This window comes from Dyella sp. (assembly GCF_035503745.1).
Classification (GTDB): Bacteria; Pseudomonadota; Gammaproteobacteria; order Xanthomonadales; family Rhodanobacteraceae; genus Dyella_B.
In genome coordinates this window covers 18,503-36,948 of record NZ_DATJTC010000020.1, presented here as the reverse complement: position 1 = coordinate 36,948, position 18,446 = coordinate 18,503, and the positions used below count along the sequence as shown (strand labels likewise).

The 18,446-nt window shown below is 65.9% G+C and carries 15 protein-coding genes and 1 riboswitch; of the genes, 1 reads left to right on the top strand and 14 read right to left on the bottom strand.

Translation table 11 applies throughout. The features are described from left to right. Window positions 1-341: 341 nt before the first annotated feature. The 12 genes from VME63_RS07950 to cobO form a co-directional block, all read right to left on the bottom strand. Entirely contained in the window at window positions 342-974 is a 633-nt protein-coding gene (locus VME63_RS07950; RefSeq protein WP_325432033.1) for an alpha/beta hydrolase, read from the bottom strand. 66 nt (window positions 975-1,040) lie between these two features. Then, window positions 1,041-2,813: an aspartate--tRNA ligase gene (gene aspS / locus VME63_RS07945; RefSeq protein ID WP_325432031.1), complete on the bottom strand. Its 1,773-nt coding sequence runs from the start codon at window positions 2,811-2,813 to the stop codon at window positions 1,041-1,043. Window positions 2,814-3,009: 196 nt separating this feature from the next. Then, window positions 3,010-3,318, bottom strand: a complete 309-nt coding sequence (locus tag VME63_RS07940) for a zinc ribbon domain-containing protein (RefSeq protein ID WP_325432029.1) — start codon at window positions 3,316-3,318, stop codon at window positions 3,010-3,012. An 88-nt stretch (window positions 3,319-3,406) separates the two neighbouring features. Beyond that, complete coding sequence (locus tag VME63_RS07935; RefSeq protein WP_325432027.1) at window positions 3,407-4,132, bottom strand: adenosylcobinamide-GDP ribazoletransferase; 726 nt, start codon at window positions 4,130-4,132, stop codon at window positions 3,407-3,409. Then, the gene (locus VME63_RS07930) at window positions 4,129-4,686 is read right to left on the bottom strand and encodes a histidine phosphatase family protein (RefSeq protein ID WP_325432025.1); all 558 of its coding nucleotides are present in this window, start codon (window positions 4,684-4,686) and stop codon (window positions 4,129-4,131) included. Before VME63_RS07930 ends, VME63_RS07935 begins: the two co-directional genes overlap by 4 nt. Further along, window positions 4,683-5,729, bottom strand: coding sequence for a nicotinate-nucleotide--dimethylbenzimidazole phosphoribosyltransferase (gene cobT, locus VME63_RS07925; protein ID WP_325432023.1), 1,047 nt, complete (start codon window positions 5,727-5,729; stop codon window positions 4,683-4,685). The genes VME63_RS07930 and cobT overlap by 4 nt, the downstream gene beginning before the upstream one ends. Then, on the bottom strand, window positions 5,726-6,247 hold the full coding sequence (gene cobU, locus VME63_RS07920) for a bifunctional adenosylcobinamide kinase/adenosylcobinamide-phosphate guanylyltransferase (protein WP_325432021.1): 522 nt from the start codon (window positions 6,245-6,247) through the stop codon (window positions 5,726-5,728). The genes cobT and cobU overlap by 4 nt, the downstream gene beginning before the upstream one ends. After that, window positions 6,235-7,707, bottom strand: coding sequence for a cobyric acid synthase (locus VME63_RS07915; RefSeq protein WP_325432019.1), 1,473 nt, complete (start codon window positions 7,705-7,707; stop codon window positions 6,235-6,237). The genes cobU and VME63_RS07915 overlap by 13 nt, the downstream gene beginning before the upstream one ends. Beyond that, window positions 7,704-8,687 carry a threonine-phosphate decarboxylase CobD gene (gene cobD, locus VME63_RS07910; RefSeq protein ID WP_325432017.1) on the bottom strand — a complete coding sequence of 328 codons (984 nt, stop codon included), beginning with the start codon at window positions 8,685-8,687 and terminating at the stop codon, window positions 7,704-7,706. Before cobD ends, VME63_RS07915 begins: the two co-directional genes overlap by 4 nt. Beyond that, on the bottom strand, window positions 8,680-9,600 hold the full coding sequence (gene cbiB, locus VME63_RS07905) for an adenosylcobinamide-phosphate synthase CbiB (RefSeq protein ID WP_325432015.1): 921 nt from the start codon (window positions 9,598-9,600) through the stop codon (window positions 8,680-8,682). The genes cobD and cbiB overlap by 8 nt, the downstream gene beginning before the upstream one ends. Further along, window positions 9,597-10,883 carry a cobyrinate a,c-diamide synthase gene (locus VME63_RS07900; RefSeq protein ID WP_325432191.1) on the bottom strand — a complete coding sequence of 429 codons (1,287 nt, stop codon included), beginning with the start codon at window positions 10,881-10,883 and terminating at the stop codon, window positions 9,597-9,599. The genes cbiB and VME63_RS07900 overlap by 4 nt, the downstream gene beginning before the upstream one ends. A 5-nt stretch (window positions 10,884-10,888) precedes the next feature. Beyond that, complete coding sequence (cobO, locus tag VME63_RS07895; RefSeq protein ID WP_325432189.1) at window positions 10,889-11,491, bottom strand: cob(I)yrinic acid a,c-diamide adenosyltransferase; 603 nt, start codon at window positions 11,489-11,491, stop codon at window positions 10,889-10,891. 182 nt (window positions 11,492-11,673) lie between these two features. Next, window positions 11,674-11,889: riboswitch (cobalamin riboswitch) on the bottom strand. Window positions 11,890-12,158: 269 nt separating this feature from the next. Between cobO and VME63_RS07890 the strand changes: the two genes are divergently transcribed. After that, a complete protein-coding gene (locus tag VME63_RS07890) occupies window positions 12,159-14,615 on the top strand; it encodes a TonB-dependent receptor (protein WP_325432014.1) in 2,457 nt (818 codons plus the stop codon). Window positions 14,616-14,726: 111 nt separating this feature from the next. On the opposite strand, the gene VME63_RS07885 is transcribed toward VME63_RS07890, so the two are convergent. Continuing rightward, a complete protein-coding gene (locus tag VME63_RS07885; protein WP_325432013.1) occupies window positions 14,727-15,509 on the bottom strand; it encodes a hypothetical protein in 783 nt (260 codons plus the stop codon). Between the two features lie 349 nt (window positions 15,510-15,858). Then, window positions 15,859-18,444, bottom strand: coding sequence for an ATP-dependent chaperone ClpB (gene clpB / locus VME63_RS07880; protein WP_325432012.1), 2,586 nt, complete (start codon window positions 18,442-18,444; stop codon window positions 15,859-15,861). Window positions 18,445-18,446: the final 2 nt, after the last annotated feature.

The following is an 18,446-nucleotide window of genomic DNA, read 5'->3' as shown; positions in this document are numbered from 1 at the left end:
GGGCCAAGAGCGAGCGCGGGCGCGAATCAAAGACGTAGCATTTTCATCTCGCCGCGACCTGCCCCCTCCCCTGCGTGCAGCAGGGGAGGGTTGGGGTGGGGTGAAGCCCACCAGCGGAAGCAAGAGCGCTACCCCCTCCCAGCCTCCCCCTGCAAGCAGGGGGAGGAGCCAAGAGCAAGCGCGAGCGCGAATCAAAGACGTAGCGTTTCCATCTCGCCGCGACCCGCCCCCTCCCCTGCGTGCAGCAGGGGAGGGTTGGGGTGGGGTGAAGCCCTCCAGAAGAAGCAAGAGCACCTCCCCCCCTCCCAACCTCCCCCTGCAAGCAGGGGGAGGGGAAAAGCTCAGGCTTCGGCGGGGTCAAAGCGCCCATTGCGCAAAAATTGACCACTCAGCCGCGCCACTTCCGCCGAAAACAGCAGCCCGGTATGGCTGGTTTCGACTACGCAGTGGTCGGCCAGGCCAGGCAGGCGGGTCTCCTCCACGGCGACGGTGCCGTCGTGCTCCCCGTGGATCTGGCTGAGCATGGCACCCAGCCCGATCGGCATGCAGCCGGCGATCATGCCCACCTCGCGCGGCCCGCTCCAGGATTCAAAACCCTGTTCCAGCAGCATGCGATTGTTGCCCAGAAGTACCTCGCCGCCACGCCACAGGCCGGCGAAGGCCCGCGCCGCCGCGCTGCCCTTGAGCGGTGAACCCAGGCACACGATGCGTCCCGGCGGCAGGCCTTGCATCTCCAGGCAGGCGCGCAACGCCAATAGTCCGCCCAGGCTGTGGCCCACCAGGTGCACCGGCTCCGGCGCGCACTCGGCCATGCCGCTGCGCAGCCGCGCGAGGATGTGTTGCTGGGTCGCCGCCACGCTCATGTAGTCGAAGCGGTGGACGCGGAAGCCGTCCTCCATCAGGCGGCGATGCAGCAGGCCAAGCGCGAAACCGCGCATCCACAGGCCGTGCAGCAGGATGATGTGTTCGGTCATGAGTCAGGCGATGGCGATGTCGCAGCGAGCATGCCATGCCGGATCGCCCGGCATGGCATACATGCATCAACCTTTCGCGTTTTCACCCATCGCGACCGCCACGTGCAGCTCCTTGAGCTGCGCGTCGCCGACGGGCGAAGGGGCATCGGTCATCAAGTCTTGCGCGCTGGTGGTCTTGGGGAACGCGATCACGTCGCGGATCGATTCGGTGCCGGCCATCAGCGCGGCGATACGATCGATGCCGAAGGCCAGTCCACCGTGCGGCGGCGCGCCGAACTTCAGCGCCTTGAGCAGAAAGCCGAATTTCATCTGGGCCTCATCCGGACCGATGCCGAGCAGGTCGAATACCGCGCTCTGCATATCCGGGCGATGGATACGGATCGAACCGCCGCCGATCTCGGCGCCGTTGAGCACCATGTCGTAGCCGCGGCTGACCGCGTTGGCGGCGTTGGCGCGCAGCTGGGCGATGTCGTCGACCTTGGGTGCGGTGAATGGGTGATGCAGGGCGACGAAACGCTTTTCTTCCTCGTCGTATTCGAACATCGGGAAGTCGGTGACCCACAGCGGCTTCCAGCTGTTTTCCACCAGACCACGATCCTTGCCGACCTTCAAGCGCAGCGCGCCCATGAAATCGGTGACGGTTTTCCACTTGCCCGCGCCGACGAACACGATGTCGCCCGATTGCGCGCCGGTAGCCTTGAGTACGGCATCGAGCGCCGCATCATCGAGAAACTTCGCCACCGGCGAATTGACGCCTTCGCGGCCCTTGGCCAGATCGTCCACCTTGATCCAGGCCAGGCCCTTCGCGCCGTACTTGGCGACATATTCGCTAAGCTGATCGATCTCCTTGCGGCTCAGCGCGGCGCCGCCGGGCACACGCAGCGCGGCCACGCGGCCGGCCGGATCGTTGGCGGGCTCGGCGAACACCTTGAACTCGACGTGCTTGAGCGCGTCGGCCACGTCGGCCAGTTCCAGCGCAATGCGCAGGTCCGGCTTGTCCGAACCGAAGCGACGCATCGCTTCCTCCCAGGTCATGCGCGGGAAGGTCGCGGCCAGTTCCGCGCCGATCACCTCCTTGAACACATGGCGAATCATCGCCTCGACGAAATCCTGCACATCCTTTTCTTCGACGAAGGCGAATTCGAGGTCGAGCTGGGTGAATTCCGGCTGGCGGTCGGCGCGCAGGTCTTCATCGCGGAAGCAGCGGGCGATCTGGTAGTAGCGATCGAAGCCGGCCATCATCAGGATCTGCTTGAACAGCTGCGGCGACTGCGGCAGCGCGTAGAACTGCCCCGGATGCACGCGGCTGGGCACCAGGTAATCGCGCGCGCCTTCGGGCGTGGCCTTGGTGAGGATCGGGGTTTCGATGTCCTGGAACCCGCGCGCGTCCAGATAGCGGCGCAGCGCCTGCACCAGCTTGATGCGGGTGCGCATCATGGCCTGCATCTCCGGACGGCGCAGATCCAGGTAACGGTAAGTCATGCGCATGTCTTCGTTGGGATTCTCGTGCAGCGCGAAGGGCAGATCCTTCGCGGCATTGAGAATCTCCACCCGCTCGGCCAGCAGCTCCACCGTGCCGGTCTTGAGCTTGTCGTTGGCCGACAGGCGCTTGCGGACGCTGCCGGTGACGCGCACGCAATACTCGTAGCCCAGCTCGCCGGCCACGGCGAAGGCCGCGGCGTTTTCGCGCTCGATCACTACCTGGGCCAGCCCCTCATGGTCGCGCAGATCGACGAAAGCAACGTGGCTTTGCAGGCGCAAGGTGTTGACCCAGCCGCAGAGGGTGACGGCCTGGCCGACCAGCGATTCGTTGATGAGGCCGCAGTAATGCGTGCGCATGCGCTTGAAACTCCGGGCCGACGGGGCGGCGAATTAGCGTGGAAAAGACCGGAATGTTAACACCGTTGCCCCTGGCCCCTCCCCCTGCCCAAGCAGGAGGAGGCTGGGAGGGGTCGCCCGCACTTGCGCAAGCCTATGAGCAACATGAAGGGCTTCCCCCCTCCTCACCCCTCCCCTGCTGCGCGCAGGGGAGTTTTTAGTCTGTGGTGGTGGCCGGCTTGCTGGCTGGCGCCGGCGCCGGTGCAGGCGACGCGGCAGCGCCGCCGGCTTCGGCCGGTTTGCCGGTACCGCCCTCGCCTGCCAAGTTGCGTTTCTTGTCGCCGTCTTTCTTGAAATCGGTTTCGTACCAGCCGCCGCCGGCCAGCCGGAAGGATGGTGCGCTCAGCTGGCGCTGCACCCTGGGTTCGCCGCAATGCGGGCACTGGGCCGGATCGGGATCGGACAGTTTCTGCAGGCGATCGAAACGATGGCCGCAGGCACTGCATTGGAATTCGTAGATAGGCATGGACACACTCCGCAGCGCCATCGGCCTGGCGGCCTCGGGCAGCGGGCATTATCGGGTCGTGGGCCAGGATTTCAACCGCGGCGATGGCTCAATGCACGGCCAGCGCCACCAGCACCGCCGCTTCCACCATTTCGGCCAGCGCGCCGGCCGTGTCGCCGGTAAAGCCGCCCAGGCGCCGCTGGCAGGCATGCCGCCACAGCCCGAACACCAGCACCGCGACCAGCAGCGCCAGCGCGCCACGCCACTTGGCCAATGCGCACAATCCGGCCGTCATGGCCAGCGAGATCGCGCAGGCCCGGCCCGGCGCGTTGGCAAGCGCCGCGCCAAGTCCACGGCTGCGCACGTAGGGCGTGGTGATGAACAGCGAGACCAGGCTGGCGCGCGCCAGCAACGGCGCAAGCAGCAGGGCCAACCACTGGAACGTGCCCAGGCTCTGAATCGCCGCCACCTTCAGCAGCAACACCAGGATCAGCGCCACCACGCCGGCGGGGCCCGAGCGCGGATCCTTCATGATCGCCAGCGTCTTCTCGCGATCGCCCAGACCGCCAACCCAGGCGTCGGCGCTATCGGCCAGGCCATCCAGGTGCAATGCACCGGTCATCAGCACCCACGCCAGCACGATCAGGGTCGCCGACAACACCATGGGCGAATTGCGCAACAACCAGGCGAGCATCGCCAACACCACGCCGATCAGCAGACCCACCAGCGGATACCACGCCAGGGAATGCGCTTTCGCGCGCTCATCGTCGAACACGCCGGCGGGCACCGGCAGTCGGGTCAGGAAGCCAATCGCCACCAAAAGGCTGCGCATCATGCGGCTACCGAAACGGGCCAGCACACACGATGCAGGGAAGCGTGCGGCACTTCAATGCCGGCCATGTCGCCATAGCCGCGCCGCTCCACCCGGCAGCGCAACAGGCGGATCGCGCCGCCGTGGGTAATCACCAGCGCGCGGCGCGCGCCTGCTTGCGCCGCCACCTCGTCCAGCGCCGCGCCGAGGCGATCATGAAATGCCGCGAAGCTTTCCGCGCCCGGCGGCGGATGCGCCACCGGATCGGCCCAGAAGCGACCCAGCGCGTCGCCTTCTTGTTCGGCGATACGCTCGATCGGCACGCCCTGCCAGCGACCGAAGTGATACTCCGCCAGGCGCGGATCGAGCCGCAATGGCAGGCCGCGCGCCGATGACAACTCGCGAGCAAAAGCCGCGCAACGTTGCAGGCTGGACGCAACGATGAGATCCCATTCGCGTCCCTCGACGGCGGCGCGCAATTGCGCCCATCCCAATTCGGTCAGCGCGTCGTCGAGCTGGCCGCGATAGCTGCGCTGCCCGGTTTCGCCGTGACGCAAAAGATCGATGCACACGCTCATGCCGTGGACACGCCCGCCTGCGCGAACGTCGCCATGCCGTTGTGCAGCGCGCAGGCCAGGCGCAGCAACGGCACGGCGGCCGCCGCACCGCTGGCCTCGCCCAGGCGCAGGCCAAGATCGAGCACGGGATCGGCTTGCAGCGCACGCAGCAGCCGCGCGTGTCCGTGTTCTTTGGAACGATGCGCGAACAGCAACCACGGCTGTACCTGGGGCTGCAGGTGCACCGCCACCAGCGCGGCGGTGGTGGTGATGAAGCCGTCCACCAGCACCGGCATGCCGACCTGCGCCGCCATGACGAACGCGCCGGCCAGTGCGGCGATTTCGAAACCGCCCAGGCAGCGCAACTGCTCCAGCGCGCCCTGTGCACCGGCATGTTGCGCCAGCGCGCGCTCGATCACCGAAACCTTGTGCAGCACGCCGGCCGAATCCAGTCCGGTGCCGGCACCGGCCAGGCACGAAGGCGGCTCCTGCAGCAACGCGCTGGCCAGTGCCGCGGCCGCGGTGGTATTGGCGATGCCCATCTCGCCGCCGATGAACAACTGCGCGCCGGCCGCCTTGGCCGTGCGCACGCTTTCCGCGCCGATCATCAGCGCGCTGTCTAGCTGCTGCTCGGTCATCGCTGGCTGTTCGCAGAAATTGGCGGTAGAGGGCGCAATGATCTGGCGCCGCACGCCGGGAATCTCGCCCGGATCGTTCACCGTGCCCAGGTTCACCACGTCCAGCGTCGCGCCCAGGTTGCGCGACAACACGCTGATCGCGGCGCCACCGCTGGCGAAGTTGCGCACCATCTCGCCAGTGACCACCTGCGGAAACGCCGATACGCCTTCCGCCGCGACGCCGTGGTCGGCCACGAACACACTGATCCACACCTTGTCCAGCGCGGGAGTGGGCGTGTGCTGCAGCGAGGCCAGATCAACCGCCAGCGCTTCGAGCATGCCCAGCGAACCGGGCGGCTTGGTCAGCTGTTCCTGGCGATCGGCAGCCTCGCCGAGGATGGCCAGGTCCGGTTGCGCACAAGGGGCGGTAAGCCAGTGGAAACTCATGACATTGTTCCTTTCAAGACCATGGGCAGCCCCGCCGCGACGAACAGCACGCGTTCGCAGATCGCGGCCAGGGATTGATGCAGGCGCCCCGCTTCGTCCACGAAACGGCGCGTCAGTTCACCTAGCGGCACAATGCCCAGGCCAACTTCGTTGCTGACCATCAACACCTCGCCGGGCAACCCCGGCAGGATATCGAGCAAGGCCGTACGCTCCCTTTCGAAACGCTGTGCATCGGCGTCGCCGAGCAGATTGCTCAGCCAAAGCGTCAGGCAATCGACCAGCACAATGCGATCCTCGCGCACATGCGCACGCAACGCATGGGCCAGATGGAGTGGTTCCTCCACGCTCAGCCACGACGCCGGACGGCGCGCGCGATGGTGCGCGATGCGCGCGGCCATCTCCGCATCGCCCGCCTGCGCGGTGGCCAGATACACCACCTCGCGCCCGCTGCCGTGGGCCAGCCGCTCGGCGAGCGCGCTCTTGCCGGAGCGGGCGCCACCGAGGATCAAGGTACGCATGTGGTCATGCCCAACAGTCGTTCCAGCATAGAAATATCCAGATGTCGTTCGACCGCGTCGGCCAGCCGGTCGATGGCCGCTTCGCGCAACGCATGCACATCGACCGTAGTGGCATCGTGCAGCCCCGCCCACCGCAGCAGCGCAAGCAGGGCTTGCGCGTCATCGAACAGTCCGTGCAGATAACTGCCGATCACCTGTCCGTCGGCAGAGCGTGCGCCGTCGGAGCGGCCATCGTCCAGTCGCGCGAACGGAAGCGCCAGCGCAGGTCCCTGGCTGATGCCGCAATGAATCTCGTAACCGGCCACAGGCGCATCGGCGAAGGTGAGCCGCCCCTGCGCGCGATGCAACTGCTTGTGCGGCGCCAGCGTGGTTTCCAGGTCCAGCCAGCCCAGCCCTTCACTGGAACCGGGCTCGCCCTCGATGCCGAGCGGATCGTGCACGGCACGCCCGAGCATCTGCAGACCGCCGCAGATACCGATCAGCTTGCCGCCGTAGCGCAGATGCCTGGCGATCCCGGCGTCCCAACCTTGCGCACGCAGCCACGCCAGATCGGCGCGCGTGGATTTGGAGCCCGGCAGGATGATCACCTCGCACGGCGGCAGCGCCTGGCCCGGAGCGACCATGCGCAGATCGACCTGAGGATGCGCGCGCAACGCGTCGATATCGGTGTGGTTGCTGATGCGCGGCAGTGCGGGCACCGCGACGCGCAGCACCGCTTCGGGCTTGGGGGCGTATTCGCGCGGCAAGGCGTCTTCCGCCTCCAGGTGCAAACCTTGCAAGTACGGCAACACACCCAGCACGGGCTTGCCGGTTTCGCGCTGCAACCAGTCCAGTCCCGGTTGCAGCAGACCCAGATCGCCGCGAAACCGGTTGATGACCAACCCCGCCACGCGCGCACGCTCGCTTTCCGATAACAGGGCAAGCGTGCCGACCAAGTGCGCGAACACACCGCCGCGATCGATATCGGCAATCAGGATGACCGGACAATCCACCGCCTCGGCATAACCCATGTTCGCGATGTCGCGATCGCGCAGATTGATTTCGGCCGGACTGCCCGCGCCTTCCACGATCACCGCATCGTAGGCGGCGATCAAGCGCGCATGCGATGCCATCACCGCATCAAAGGCGATGCGCTTGTAGTGGTGGTAATGACGCGCATCCATATTGGCCACGGCATGCCCGTGCACGATCACTTGCGCACCGGTGTCGCTGTTGGGCTTGAGCAGCACGGGATTGAAATCCACGCGCGGCTCCAGGCCACTGGCCTGCGCCTGCACCGCCTGCGCGCGCCCGATTTCGCCGCCATCGGCGGTGACGGCCGAATTCAAGGCCATGTTCTGCGGCTTGAATGGCGCCACGCGCAGGCCGCGCCGATATGCCCAGCGGCATAGCGCGGTCACCAGCGCGCTTTTGCCCGCATCGGAGGTGCAGCCCTGCACCATCAGCACGCGTGCCGTCATCGCATCACCTGGGCTAGCGCCGTATCCAGGCGATGGAATGCCGCTTCATCCGGCGGCAGACCAAAACGCAGGCTGGGCACGTCCTCGAACAGCCGTGTGAGGATGCCCATCCGCGCCAAGGCGCGATGCACGGTTTGCGCGGCATCGTGCCGGCACCATTGGAACAACGCGCAACCTGCGCTTGGCTCAAGGCGGTGTTTTGCAAGCAAACGCGCCAGCTTTTCGCTAGTCTCGATCAGCATCGCCCGCGCCTGCGCGTGCCACGCGCGATCGCCCAGCGCCTGCCGCAGCACGTAACGCGTCGGCCCGCTCAGCGTCCATGGCCCAAGCCTTTCCTGCAACGCATGCAGCAACGCCGCCGTCGCGCAGACGAAGCCGGCGCGCGCACCGGCCAGGCCAAAAAACTTGCCCACCGAACGCAACACGATCAATCCGTCGCGATCGGCATGCGCACAAAGGCTCTCGCCCGGCGTCACATCCATGAACGCCTCGTCCACCACCAGCCAGCCCCCGTGCGCAGCCAGTGCCGCATGCAGCTGCAGCAGCGCCTGGACACCGAAACGTTCGCCGCCGGGATTGTTCGGATGGATCAGCACCAGCACATCCCACCGCTGCGGGTGGGCCAACAGCGCCTGGGCCGGATGACGCTCCACCGCATGGCCCGCGCATTGCCAGGCTTGCGCGTGCTCGGCATAGCCGGGCGCAATGACTCCAACGCGACATGGCGCACGCAGCAGCGGCAGGGCCTGGATCGCCGCCTGCGAACCGGCCACGGGCAGCACGTGCGGTGCGCCGTAATAGCTGCGCGCGCAGTCGATCAGGCCATCGTCGTCCTCGGGCAGGCGCTGCCACGCCGAGGACGGAATGGCCGGCACCGGCCAGCCGAACGGACTGATGCCGGTGGACAGGTCCAGCCAATGATCCAGCGCAATGTCGTATTCGCGCGCCGCGCGCTGCAAGCGGCCACCGTGTTCAAGCATGCACGCCTCCATGGATCGCCATCCCCAGCAACAACGCCACCACCAGCCAGGCGATCACACCATCGCGCAGCAAACGCAAGGCGCGAAGCACCGACGCGGCACTCGGTGCATCGCCCTCGCCCAACGGCGGCCGCTCTTCCCACACGCCATGGTAGGGCGCCGCGCCGCCCAGGCGCACGTCCAGCGCACCGGCGCCGGCGGCCATCACCGGTCCTGCGTTGGGGCTGTCCCATTGCGATGCCTGCGTGCGCCAGCAACGTAACGCGCGATGAAAGTTTCCGCACAAGGCGTAGGTGAGCGCGGTGAGCCGGGCTGGCACATAGTTCAACGCATCGTCGATGCGCGCGGCGGCCCAGCCGAAGCGCTCGTAGCGCGGTGTGCGGTAACCCCACATCGCATCGAGCGTGTTGGCCCATCGATAAAGCAGCGCACCCGGCGCGCCGAGCAGCGCGAACCAGAACAGCGTACCGAACACCGCATCGTTGCCATTCTCCAGCACCGATTCGGTGGCCGCCGCGGCGACCTGGCCGGCATTCAATACCGCCGTATCGCGACTGACCATGCGTCCCACCGCGCTACGCGCCGCATCCAGCTCGCCGGCCTGCAGCGCCGCCGCCACCGGACGGGCGTGCTCGCCCAGGCTGCGCAAACCCAGCGTGAAATACAACACCAGCACGGCGATCACTTGCGACGCCCAGCGCGGCGCTACGCACTGCAACCCCCACACCAGCAGCACCGATGGCAGCACCGCCAGCGACCACGCCAACACGCCCGCCATGCGCCGGTCGGCATGCATGCGCCGCTCGATCGCGTTCGTCATGCGTCCGAATGCCACCAGCGGATGCGCCCGCCGCAGCTCGCCCAGCAGCCGGTCGGCGAGCACGGCGGCGATCATCAGCACCGCGATGTTCATGGCAGAAAAAGCTGCATGGCAGCCTGCGGCTGCGACGGGAAATAGAAATGCACGAAGCTGGCCGTAAGCCGCCGGTCGCGATAAACCGCTTCCTTACAGGGCCCCTGGTTCGGATTGCTGGCATGCGCGAGCGGCTGGGCGCTGATCCAGGCTTGGGCATAGTGAAAGGTGTGCCCGCGCAAAACGCCCTCCGGCAACGCCACGCTTTGCAGGCCCAGCGCCGCGAGGCGCGCTTGCACAACCGCGTACCCGGACAGCAGGCCGGCCATGGGTGCCTGGTTGCCGTCGCGGTCGGCCAGCGAATTGAGCGCAAACAGCAAACCGCCGCATTCGGCCAGGATGGGTTTGCCCGCATCGCGGTGCGCGCGCAGGGCCGCGTGCAGGTGATGGCATTGCGACAGCGCAGCCAAGTGCAATTCCGGATATCCGCCCGGCAGCCATACCGCCTCGCAGTCGGGCAACGCGTCGCCCGCCAAGGGCGAAAAGAAATGCAGGCTGGCACCGGCGGCGCGCAACAGGTCCAGATTGGCCCTATAAATGAAGCAAAATGCCGCGTCGCGCGCGATGGCGATGCGCACACCCGTCAACGAGGGCGCGATGGCATCGACGGCCGGCAACGGGAAACTCACCGGCGGCGGAAGCGTCGTCGCCGCGTGTGCGGACCACGCCTGGGCCAATGCATCCAGGCGCGCATCGATATCGGCCAGTTCACCCGCGGCGATCAGACCCAGGTGACGTTCCGGCAACGCCAGCGCATCCTCGCGCGGTAACGCGCCCAGCCATTGCAACGACGCGGGCAGGCTCTGCTGGAGCAGTTGCGCGTGATAAGCACTGCCGATGCGGTTGGCGGCCACGCCGTACATCGCCAGGCCGGCGCGATACGTGGCAAGGCCGCAAGCAAGCGCGCCGAAGGTCTGCGCCATCGCCGCGCCGTCGATCACCGCCATCACCGGCAAGCCCAACTGCTGCGCCAGATCGGCACTGGATGGCGCACCGTCGAACAAACCCATCACACCCTCGACCAGAATCAGGTCGGCGTCCGACGCTGCATCGTAAAGCCGTTGGCGTACATCCGCCTCGCCGCACATCCACAGATCCAGCTGATACGCCGGCGTACCCGCCGCGCGCTCCAACACCATGGGATCGAGAAAATCCGGCCCGGTCTTGAACACGCGCACGCGACGTCCGTGCCGGGCATGCCAGCGCGCCAGCGCGGCGGTGACCGATGTCTTGCCCTGCCCCGACGCGGGCGCCGAAACCAGCAGGGCCGGACAGCGGCGCATCGCGCTCACAGCTCCACGCCTTTCTGCGCCTTGATGCCTGCGTCGAACGCATGCTTGACCACGCGCATTTCGGTCACCGTATCGGCGACCGCGATCAGCCCGTCGGGTGCACCGCGCCCGGTGATCACCACGTGCTGGCGCGGCGGGCGCGCCGCGACCGCCTTCAACACCTGCTCAAGCAATACGTATTGCTTGACCAGTGCGATGTTGAGTTCGTCGAGCAGGACGAAATCGTAAGCCGGATCGGCCAGCATGCGCGCGGCCTGCATCCAGGCCGCCTGCGCGGCGGCGATGTCGCGCGCCTTGTCCTGCGTTTCCCAGGTGAAGCCTTCGCCCATCACGTGATAGTCGAGCAGGTCGCCGGCGAAACGGCGGAAAAACGCCTCCTCGCCGGTGGAAAACGTACCCTTGATGAATTGCACCACGCCGCACTTGAAGCCATGTCCGAGCGAACGGGCAAGCATGCCGAAACCGGACGAACTCTTGCCCTTGCCGTTGCCGGTGTTCACCACCAGTACGCCGCGATCGATGGTGGCAGCGGCGATCTTGCGATCGACCAGCGCTTTCTTGCGCTGCATGCGTTCGCGGTGACGCTCCTGGGGCGTCATCAGGTCGCGCGAGATCCGATCGTTCATGCGCGTGCCCCGCGCGTGACGGATGCTGATCGCAACTTCACCATTTCCACTCTCCTTCCTGCGCCCGCGTACACGGCCTGGCTATGATCGAACGGACGCGGAGGCAAGGACACCGGCTGCGAACGCAGCGGTCACCCGATGGCCCTCCGCCGTCCGGTTGGTTACGCCTCAAGGCCGGTCTCCGGGCTTGCGAGCGAGGCCAAGGGCCTGCGATCCACGCCTTCCCGCGCACGCTTCGCAGTGGCTTGGTGTGGAACGCTTGCTCGCCTACCGTTGCGGGGGCAGCTCCGGCTTGGGTTCGCGCGAACGCACCGGATTCCCGTTTCAACCACCGTGCAATGCCGGCGGTCACCTCAGGCGCAGGCATGGTAGTGCTTGGGGCCGATGCACGCCTAGCCCGGCAGCGAAGCGGCGCATCTAGACGCTATCTACACCGCACCGCGATGCATGCTTGTCACCGGCGCGCGCTGGCGCTGACGCGCGCACGCGGCGGGGGCCAGAATCGGTATACAAGCAGCTGTTTGCGCTCAATATTCCCAATTGGACTTTGAAACGCCCAATCATCCGTTGCCGCGAGGGGACTTTGTCACTAATCTGAAATTGTTGCATAGCAACAAAGACACGCTAGGGGATACATGGGATGAAGAAACTGCTCGATAAGACCACAACGCCGCCGCTTACCGTCGCCATCTTGCTCGCCATCGCCACGCACGCGTCGGCACAGGACGCCAGCCAGGCCACCCCGGCCAGCAACGCCAAGAACCTGCAGGCCGTGATCGTCACCGGCACGCACTCGCAGAACCGAACCGACAGCGCGTCGCTGTCGCCGATCGACGTGATTCCGGCCGCCCAGCTGCAAAGCACCGGCACGAATGAACTGGCCACGGCGCTGGCGCGCCTGATCCCTTCGCTCAACTTCCCGCGCCCGGCGGCCACCGACACCACCGATTCGCAGCGCCCGGCACAATTGCGCGGCCTGGCGCCGGATGAAGTGCTGGTGCTGGTGGATGGCAAGCGCTGGCATACCAGCGCCCTGGTCAATACCGATGGCAGCATCGGCCGCGGTTCGGCGCCGGTAGACCTGAACACCATTCCGCTATCGGCGATCGACCACATCGAAGTGCTGCGCGACGGCGCGTCGGCGCAATACGGCTCCGATGCGATCGCCGGCGTCATCAACATCATCCTCAAGCATGGCGCGCAGGGCGGTTCGGTAGAACTGGACGGCGGCCAGTTCCAGCGCGGCGGCGGCCGGCAGTGGCTGGGCTCGGCGAACGTCGGCATCCCGCTCAGCGGCGACAAGGGCTGGCTGCGCATCAGCGTGGACGATGGCCACCAGGATCCGACCAACCACGGCGGCGCCGACGTGCGCTATCCGCAGTTGGGCGAGAAGCAGGTCTTTGGCGATCCGTCGATCAGCCAGCACAACCTGTTCCTCAATGCGCAGTACGACATCACCAGCAACGTGCAGTTCTACGCGTTCGGCAGCTACCACGAGCGCGACGCGATTTCCGATGAGCTGTACCGCAACCCGTATCTGTATCCCTCGTCGGTAAAAACGGCGCTGAGCGCGATCTATCCCGACGGCTACCAGCCGCTGCTGCAGGCGCACAGCACCGACCAGGCGCTGGTGGCCGGCGTGCGCGGCACTACCGACGGATGGCGCTGGGACGTGAGCGCCAACTACGGCGGCAATCGCGTGGCGCTCGATACCATCGACACCGCCAACTATGCCTTCCTGCACGATTTCGGCTACACGCCGACCCATTTCTTCGACGGCATCGTCTCGGCGGCGCAGGAAGCGGTGGACGTGGACGTCGCCAAAGATCTCAACGTGGGCTGGCTGCCCAACGCGGTGACGCTGGCGTTCGGCGCGGAGTATCTGCGCGACACCTACAGCATCGGCGCGGGCGATCCGGATGCCTACTACGTGGGCACCTCTGGCGTAAGCGGCGGCGCGCAGGGCTTTAGCGGCTACAGCCCGATCAACACCGGCTCGTGGAGCCGCAGCGACGTGGCCCAGTACGTCAGCCTGGAAACCAATCTCACCGACAAGCTCGGCACCTCCATCGCCCTACGCCATGAGGATTACAACGACTTCGGCAACACCGTGTCCGGCGCGCTGGCGGCGCGCTACGACTTCACCGACCGCTTCGCGCTGCGCGCCAGCGCATCGACCGGTTTCCGCGCGCCCTCGCTGGCACAGGAAGACTATTCGCAGGTCGGCTCGCTGTACCTGACCCCCAGCAGCGCCGGCCCCGGCATCGCGCCAGGCATCTACCAGACCGGCTTGCTGCCGGTGAACAACCCGGTGGCGCAGTTGCTGGGCGCGCAGGCGCTGCGGCCGGAGAAGTCGCACAACTACACGATCGGCGCGGTGTACAACCCGATCGATCCGCTGACGCTGACCTTCGACGTCTACCAGATCCAGATCTACAACCGCATCGTGCTATCGAGCACGTTGAGCGGCCTGAACGATCCGGCCGTGGTGGCCTACTTGGCCGCGCACGGCATCACCGACATCGCGTTCAGCTCGGCCCAGTACTTCACCAATGCGGTGAACACGCGCACGCAAGGCGGCGACCTGGTCGCCAGCTATCGTTCGGATTTTGGCAACGACGGCCTGCTCGACAGCACCCTGAGCTACAACTACAACCGCACGCAAGTCGTTGGCGTCGCGCCCAATCCATCGCAACTGGATGCACTGGGCCTTGAGCTTGAGCGCGTGAGCTACCGCGACATCAAGGGCCTGCTGGCCAACTCCACGCCGCGCAGCAAGCTGATCCTCAACGAGAACTACACGCTCGGGCACTGGGCGTTCAACGGCAACCTCACGCGCTATGGCAGCTTCACCGCCTACAGCAACAGTACGTATCTGCTCAACCAGACCTTCAGCCCCCAGTGGGTGCTGGATCTGGCCGGCAGCTACAACCTCGGCAACTGGACTTTCACGCTCGGCGTGGACAATGCCAGCAACAGCTATCCGGACAAGGTGATCGCGGCCAACAACAACGACGGCACCATCCCGTATTCAGAATTTTCACCCAACGGCTTCAATGGGCGTTACTATTACTCCAAAGTGATCTATCACTGGTGACCCAACAAGCCCACTGCCAAGCACTGCGATGCATCGCATCGGACATCCCGGCCAACGTGCCGGGATTTTTTTGCCGGCGAAACACAACGCGCGCTGCGTCGCCCTGCGTGTTCAGCGCACGCCCCAAAGCGTGACCCTGACCGCCTTGACCTGGCCGCCCTCGACGGCGGTCACGCGCCTGCCGGTTGTCGAGGTGCCAAAGCGCCCGCTCAATTGGCCTTGCGTCAGCGCACCGCCGACATGCCGGCCTTGCATCGATCGGCCAAACGGCGCGTGAAATATGCCCTCGGTGCGGCCGATTTCCGCGCTCCTGCTGATCGCCTTGCCATAGTGTTCGATGAAGCCCTCCTGCCTGGCGGCCAATGTCACATCCCGGTCCACGCGCAGGTCTTTGACGTGCTCACGCGGGCCAGGACGCGCTGGGTTGGAGACGTTCTGCGCGTACGCCCGCAGCACGCTGGGGTCGTACGCGTCCCGTTCGACGGTCAGTTCGTACGTGTGACCGAACTGAAAATCGATAAGGGTGCTGTTGCTGGCGCCGCAACCGCCGTCAGCCTCCGGCCTTCCTTCGAGCGCGGAAAAACGGGGGCCGCTGCCGGAGAACACGACCAATGCCTTGCCGTCCTCGCGCGGCTGGAGGCCAATGTACCCGCAGCCGACCGACGTGCCGTCAGCGCCGTTGACGCCGAACTGCATGGCGTAGAAGTCGCCCGCGTCGTGGGCTCCCTTTCTTTGTTCGGCCCGACGGATGGCGATGGGAAAGGTAAGGCTGCGCAAGCCAGCTTTTGGCGCGTGCAGCACATAGGACAGCTCATACAATCGGTTCGGCGACGTCGCCTTCGCCTTGGCTTGCGGCACGGCGTCCGGATTGAGCAGCGTGCGCAACACGGCCATGCCCCTCGCCCGCTGCTGCGACGGCGCCACCGGCGCGTGCCATCGACGGCCAGGTAGCCACGGCTCAACGTCTTTGCTGACCGCCGGTGCCGAACCCACGCTGTGCGTCGCTTCAGCGGTGCTATCGGTATCGCCAACCTTAAAAGAGATATCGCCGGGCCCGGGGGATCGCACTTGCATCGGTCTTCGCCTGATGAGGAACGGGTTGGGATGGCGCAGTTTGTCCACTCGCTGCCGTGCGCGGGTGGTAACCCATGCATTCGTATGGTTTCGCACACAGGGCTGCAAAAAAATCCCGGCTTGCGCCGGGATGTTCTTCGTTGCACGTTTCGCAGCGATCAGCGAAAAATCATCCGTTCTTGCGGAACGACAAATGCCCGCCTTCGGCGCCCACCTCGATCGTATCGCCGGAAATAAAACGCCCTTCCAGGATCTCCTTCGCCAGCGGATTTTCGAGCTGCTGCTGGATCGCACGCTTGAGCGGACGCGCGCCGTATACCGGATCGAAGCCGACGTTGCCAAGCAGGTCCAACGCCTTCTCGCTGATTTCCAGGCGCAGCTGGCGCTCGGCCAGACGTTTTTCCAGCTGCACCAGCTGGATCAACGCGATCTTGCGGATCTGCGCTTTTTGCAGCGGGCGGAACACCACCAGCTCGTCGAGGCGGTTGATGAACTCCGGACGGAAGTGCGCCTGCACCACGCCCAGCACGGCCGCCTTCATCTGCAGGTAGTCCGCTTCCGAATCGCCGGCATGTTCCTGGATCAGCTGCGAACCTAAGTTGGAGGTCATCACGATCACGGTGTTGCGAAAATCCACCGTGCGGCCCTGGCCATCGGTCAGGCGGCCGTCGTCGAGCACCTGCAACAGGATATTGAACACGTCCGGATGCGCTTTCTCCACTTCGTCCAGCAAGATCACGCTGTACGGACGGCGACGCACCGCTTCGGTGAGGTAACCGCCTTCCTCGTAGCCGACATAGCCGGGCGGCGCGCCGATCAGCCGGCTCACGGAGTGCTTCTCCATGAACTCGCTCATATCGATGCGCACCATGGCGTCCTGCGTGTCGAACAGGAATTCGGCCAGTGCCTTGCACAACTCGGTCTTGCCGACGCCGGTCGGACCCAGGAACAGAAACGAACCGTACGGGCGATTCGGATCGGACAGCCCCGCGCGCGCGCGGCGGATCGCATCGGACACCGCGCGCACCGCTTCGTCCTGGCCGACCACGCGCTTGTGCAGCGATTGCTCCATGTGCAGCAGCTTCTCGCGCTCGCCTTCAAGCATCTTGCTGACCGGGATGCCGGTCCAGCGCGATACCACCTCGGCGATTTCCTCTTCGGTGACGCGGTCTTGCACCAGCTTGAAGTCCTGCTTTTCGGCGGCCTGCGCGGCGGCGAGCTGCTTTTCCAGTTCGGGCAGCTTGCCGTACTGGATTTCGCTCATCTTGGCGTAGTCCTGCCGGCGCTGCGCCGCTTCCAGTTCCAGGCGCGCCTGCTCGATCTGCTCCTTGACCTTGGTCGTGCCCTGCAGCGCGGCCTTTTCCGATTTCCACACTTCGTTCAGATCGGAGAACTCGCGCTCCAGCTTGCCGATGTCGGTATCGAGGTCGGCCAGACGCTTCTTGGACGCCTCGTCGGTTTCCTTCTTCAGCATCTCGCGCTGGATTTTCAGCTGGATCAGGCGGCGTTCCAGCCGGTCCAGTTCCTCCGGCTTGGAGTCGATTTCCATGCGGATGCGCGAAGCGGCCTCGTCCATCAGGTCGATCGCCTTGTCCGGCAGCTGGCGGTCGGTGATGTAGCGGTTGGACAGCGTGGCCGCCGCGACGATGGCCGGGTCGGTGATTTCCACGCCGTGATGCACCGCGTAGCGCTCCTTCAGACCGCGCAGGATGGCGATGGTGTCTTCCACGCTGGGCTCGCCCACGAACACTTTCTGGAAGCGGCGCTCCAGCGCGGCGTCCTTTTCGATGTACTTGCGGTATTCGTCCAGTGTCGTGGCGCCGATGCAATGCAGCTCGCCGCGCGCCAGCGCGGGCTTGAGCATGTTGCCCGCATCCATGGCGCCCTCGGCCTTGCCGGCGCCGACCATGGTGTGCAGTTCGTCGATGAACAGAATGATCTGGCCTTCGTTCTTGGCCAAGTCGTTCAGCACGGCTTTCAAGCGCTCCTCGAATTCGCCGCGGAACTTGGCGCCGGCGATCAGCGCGCCCATGTCCAGCGCAAGCACGCGGCGGTCGCGCAGGCCCTCGGGCACTTCGCCTTTCACGATGCGCTGGGCCAGCCCTTCGACGATGGCAGTCTTGCCTACGCCCGGTTCGCCGATCAGCACCGGATTGTTCTTGGTGCGGCGCTGCAGTACCTGGATGGTGCGGCGGATTTCCTCGTCGCGGCCGATCACCGGATCGAGCTTGCCGCTCTCGGCGCGCGCGGTGAGGTCGATGCAGTATTTTTCCAGCGCCTGACGCTGGTCCTCGGCGTTTTCGCTTTGCACTTTCTCGCCGCCGCGCAGTTTTTCGATCGCCGCTTCGAGATGTTGCCTGGCGGCACCGGCGGCCTTGAGTGCGGCGCCAAGATCGCCCTTGTCCTCCAGCGCGGCCAGCACGAACAACTCGCTGGCGATGAATTGGTCGCCGCGCTGCTGGGCCAGCTTGTCGGTGAGGTTGAGCACGCGGGTCAGCTCGTTGCCGGCGTGGATGTTGCCTTCCTGCCCGCTCACTTTGGGCAGGCCATCGAGCAGCTCGCCCACGCGCTGGCGGAACGCCGGCACATTCACGTGGGCCTGGGTCAGCAGCGGTCCGGTGGAGCCGCCCTGCTGGTCGAGCAGTGCCGCCATCACGTGCACGGGCTCGAGCATGTTGTTGTCACGCCCCACGGCCAGCGATTGCGCATCGGCAAGCGCTTGCTGGAAACGTGAAGTCAGTTTGTCCATGCGCATTG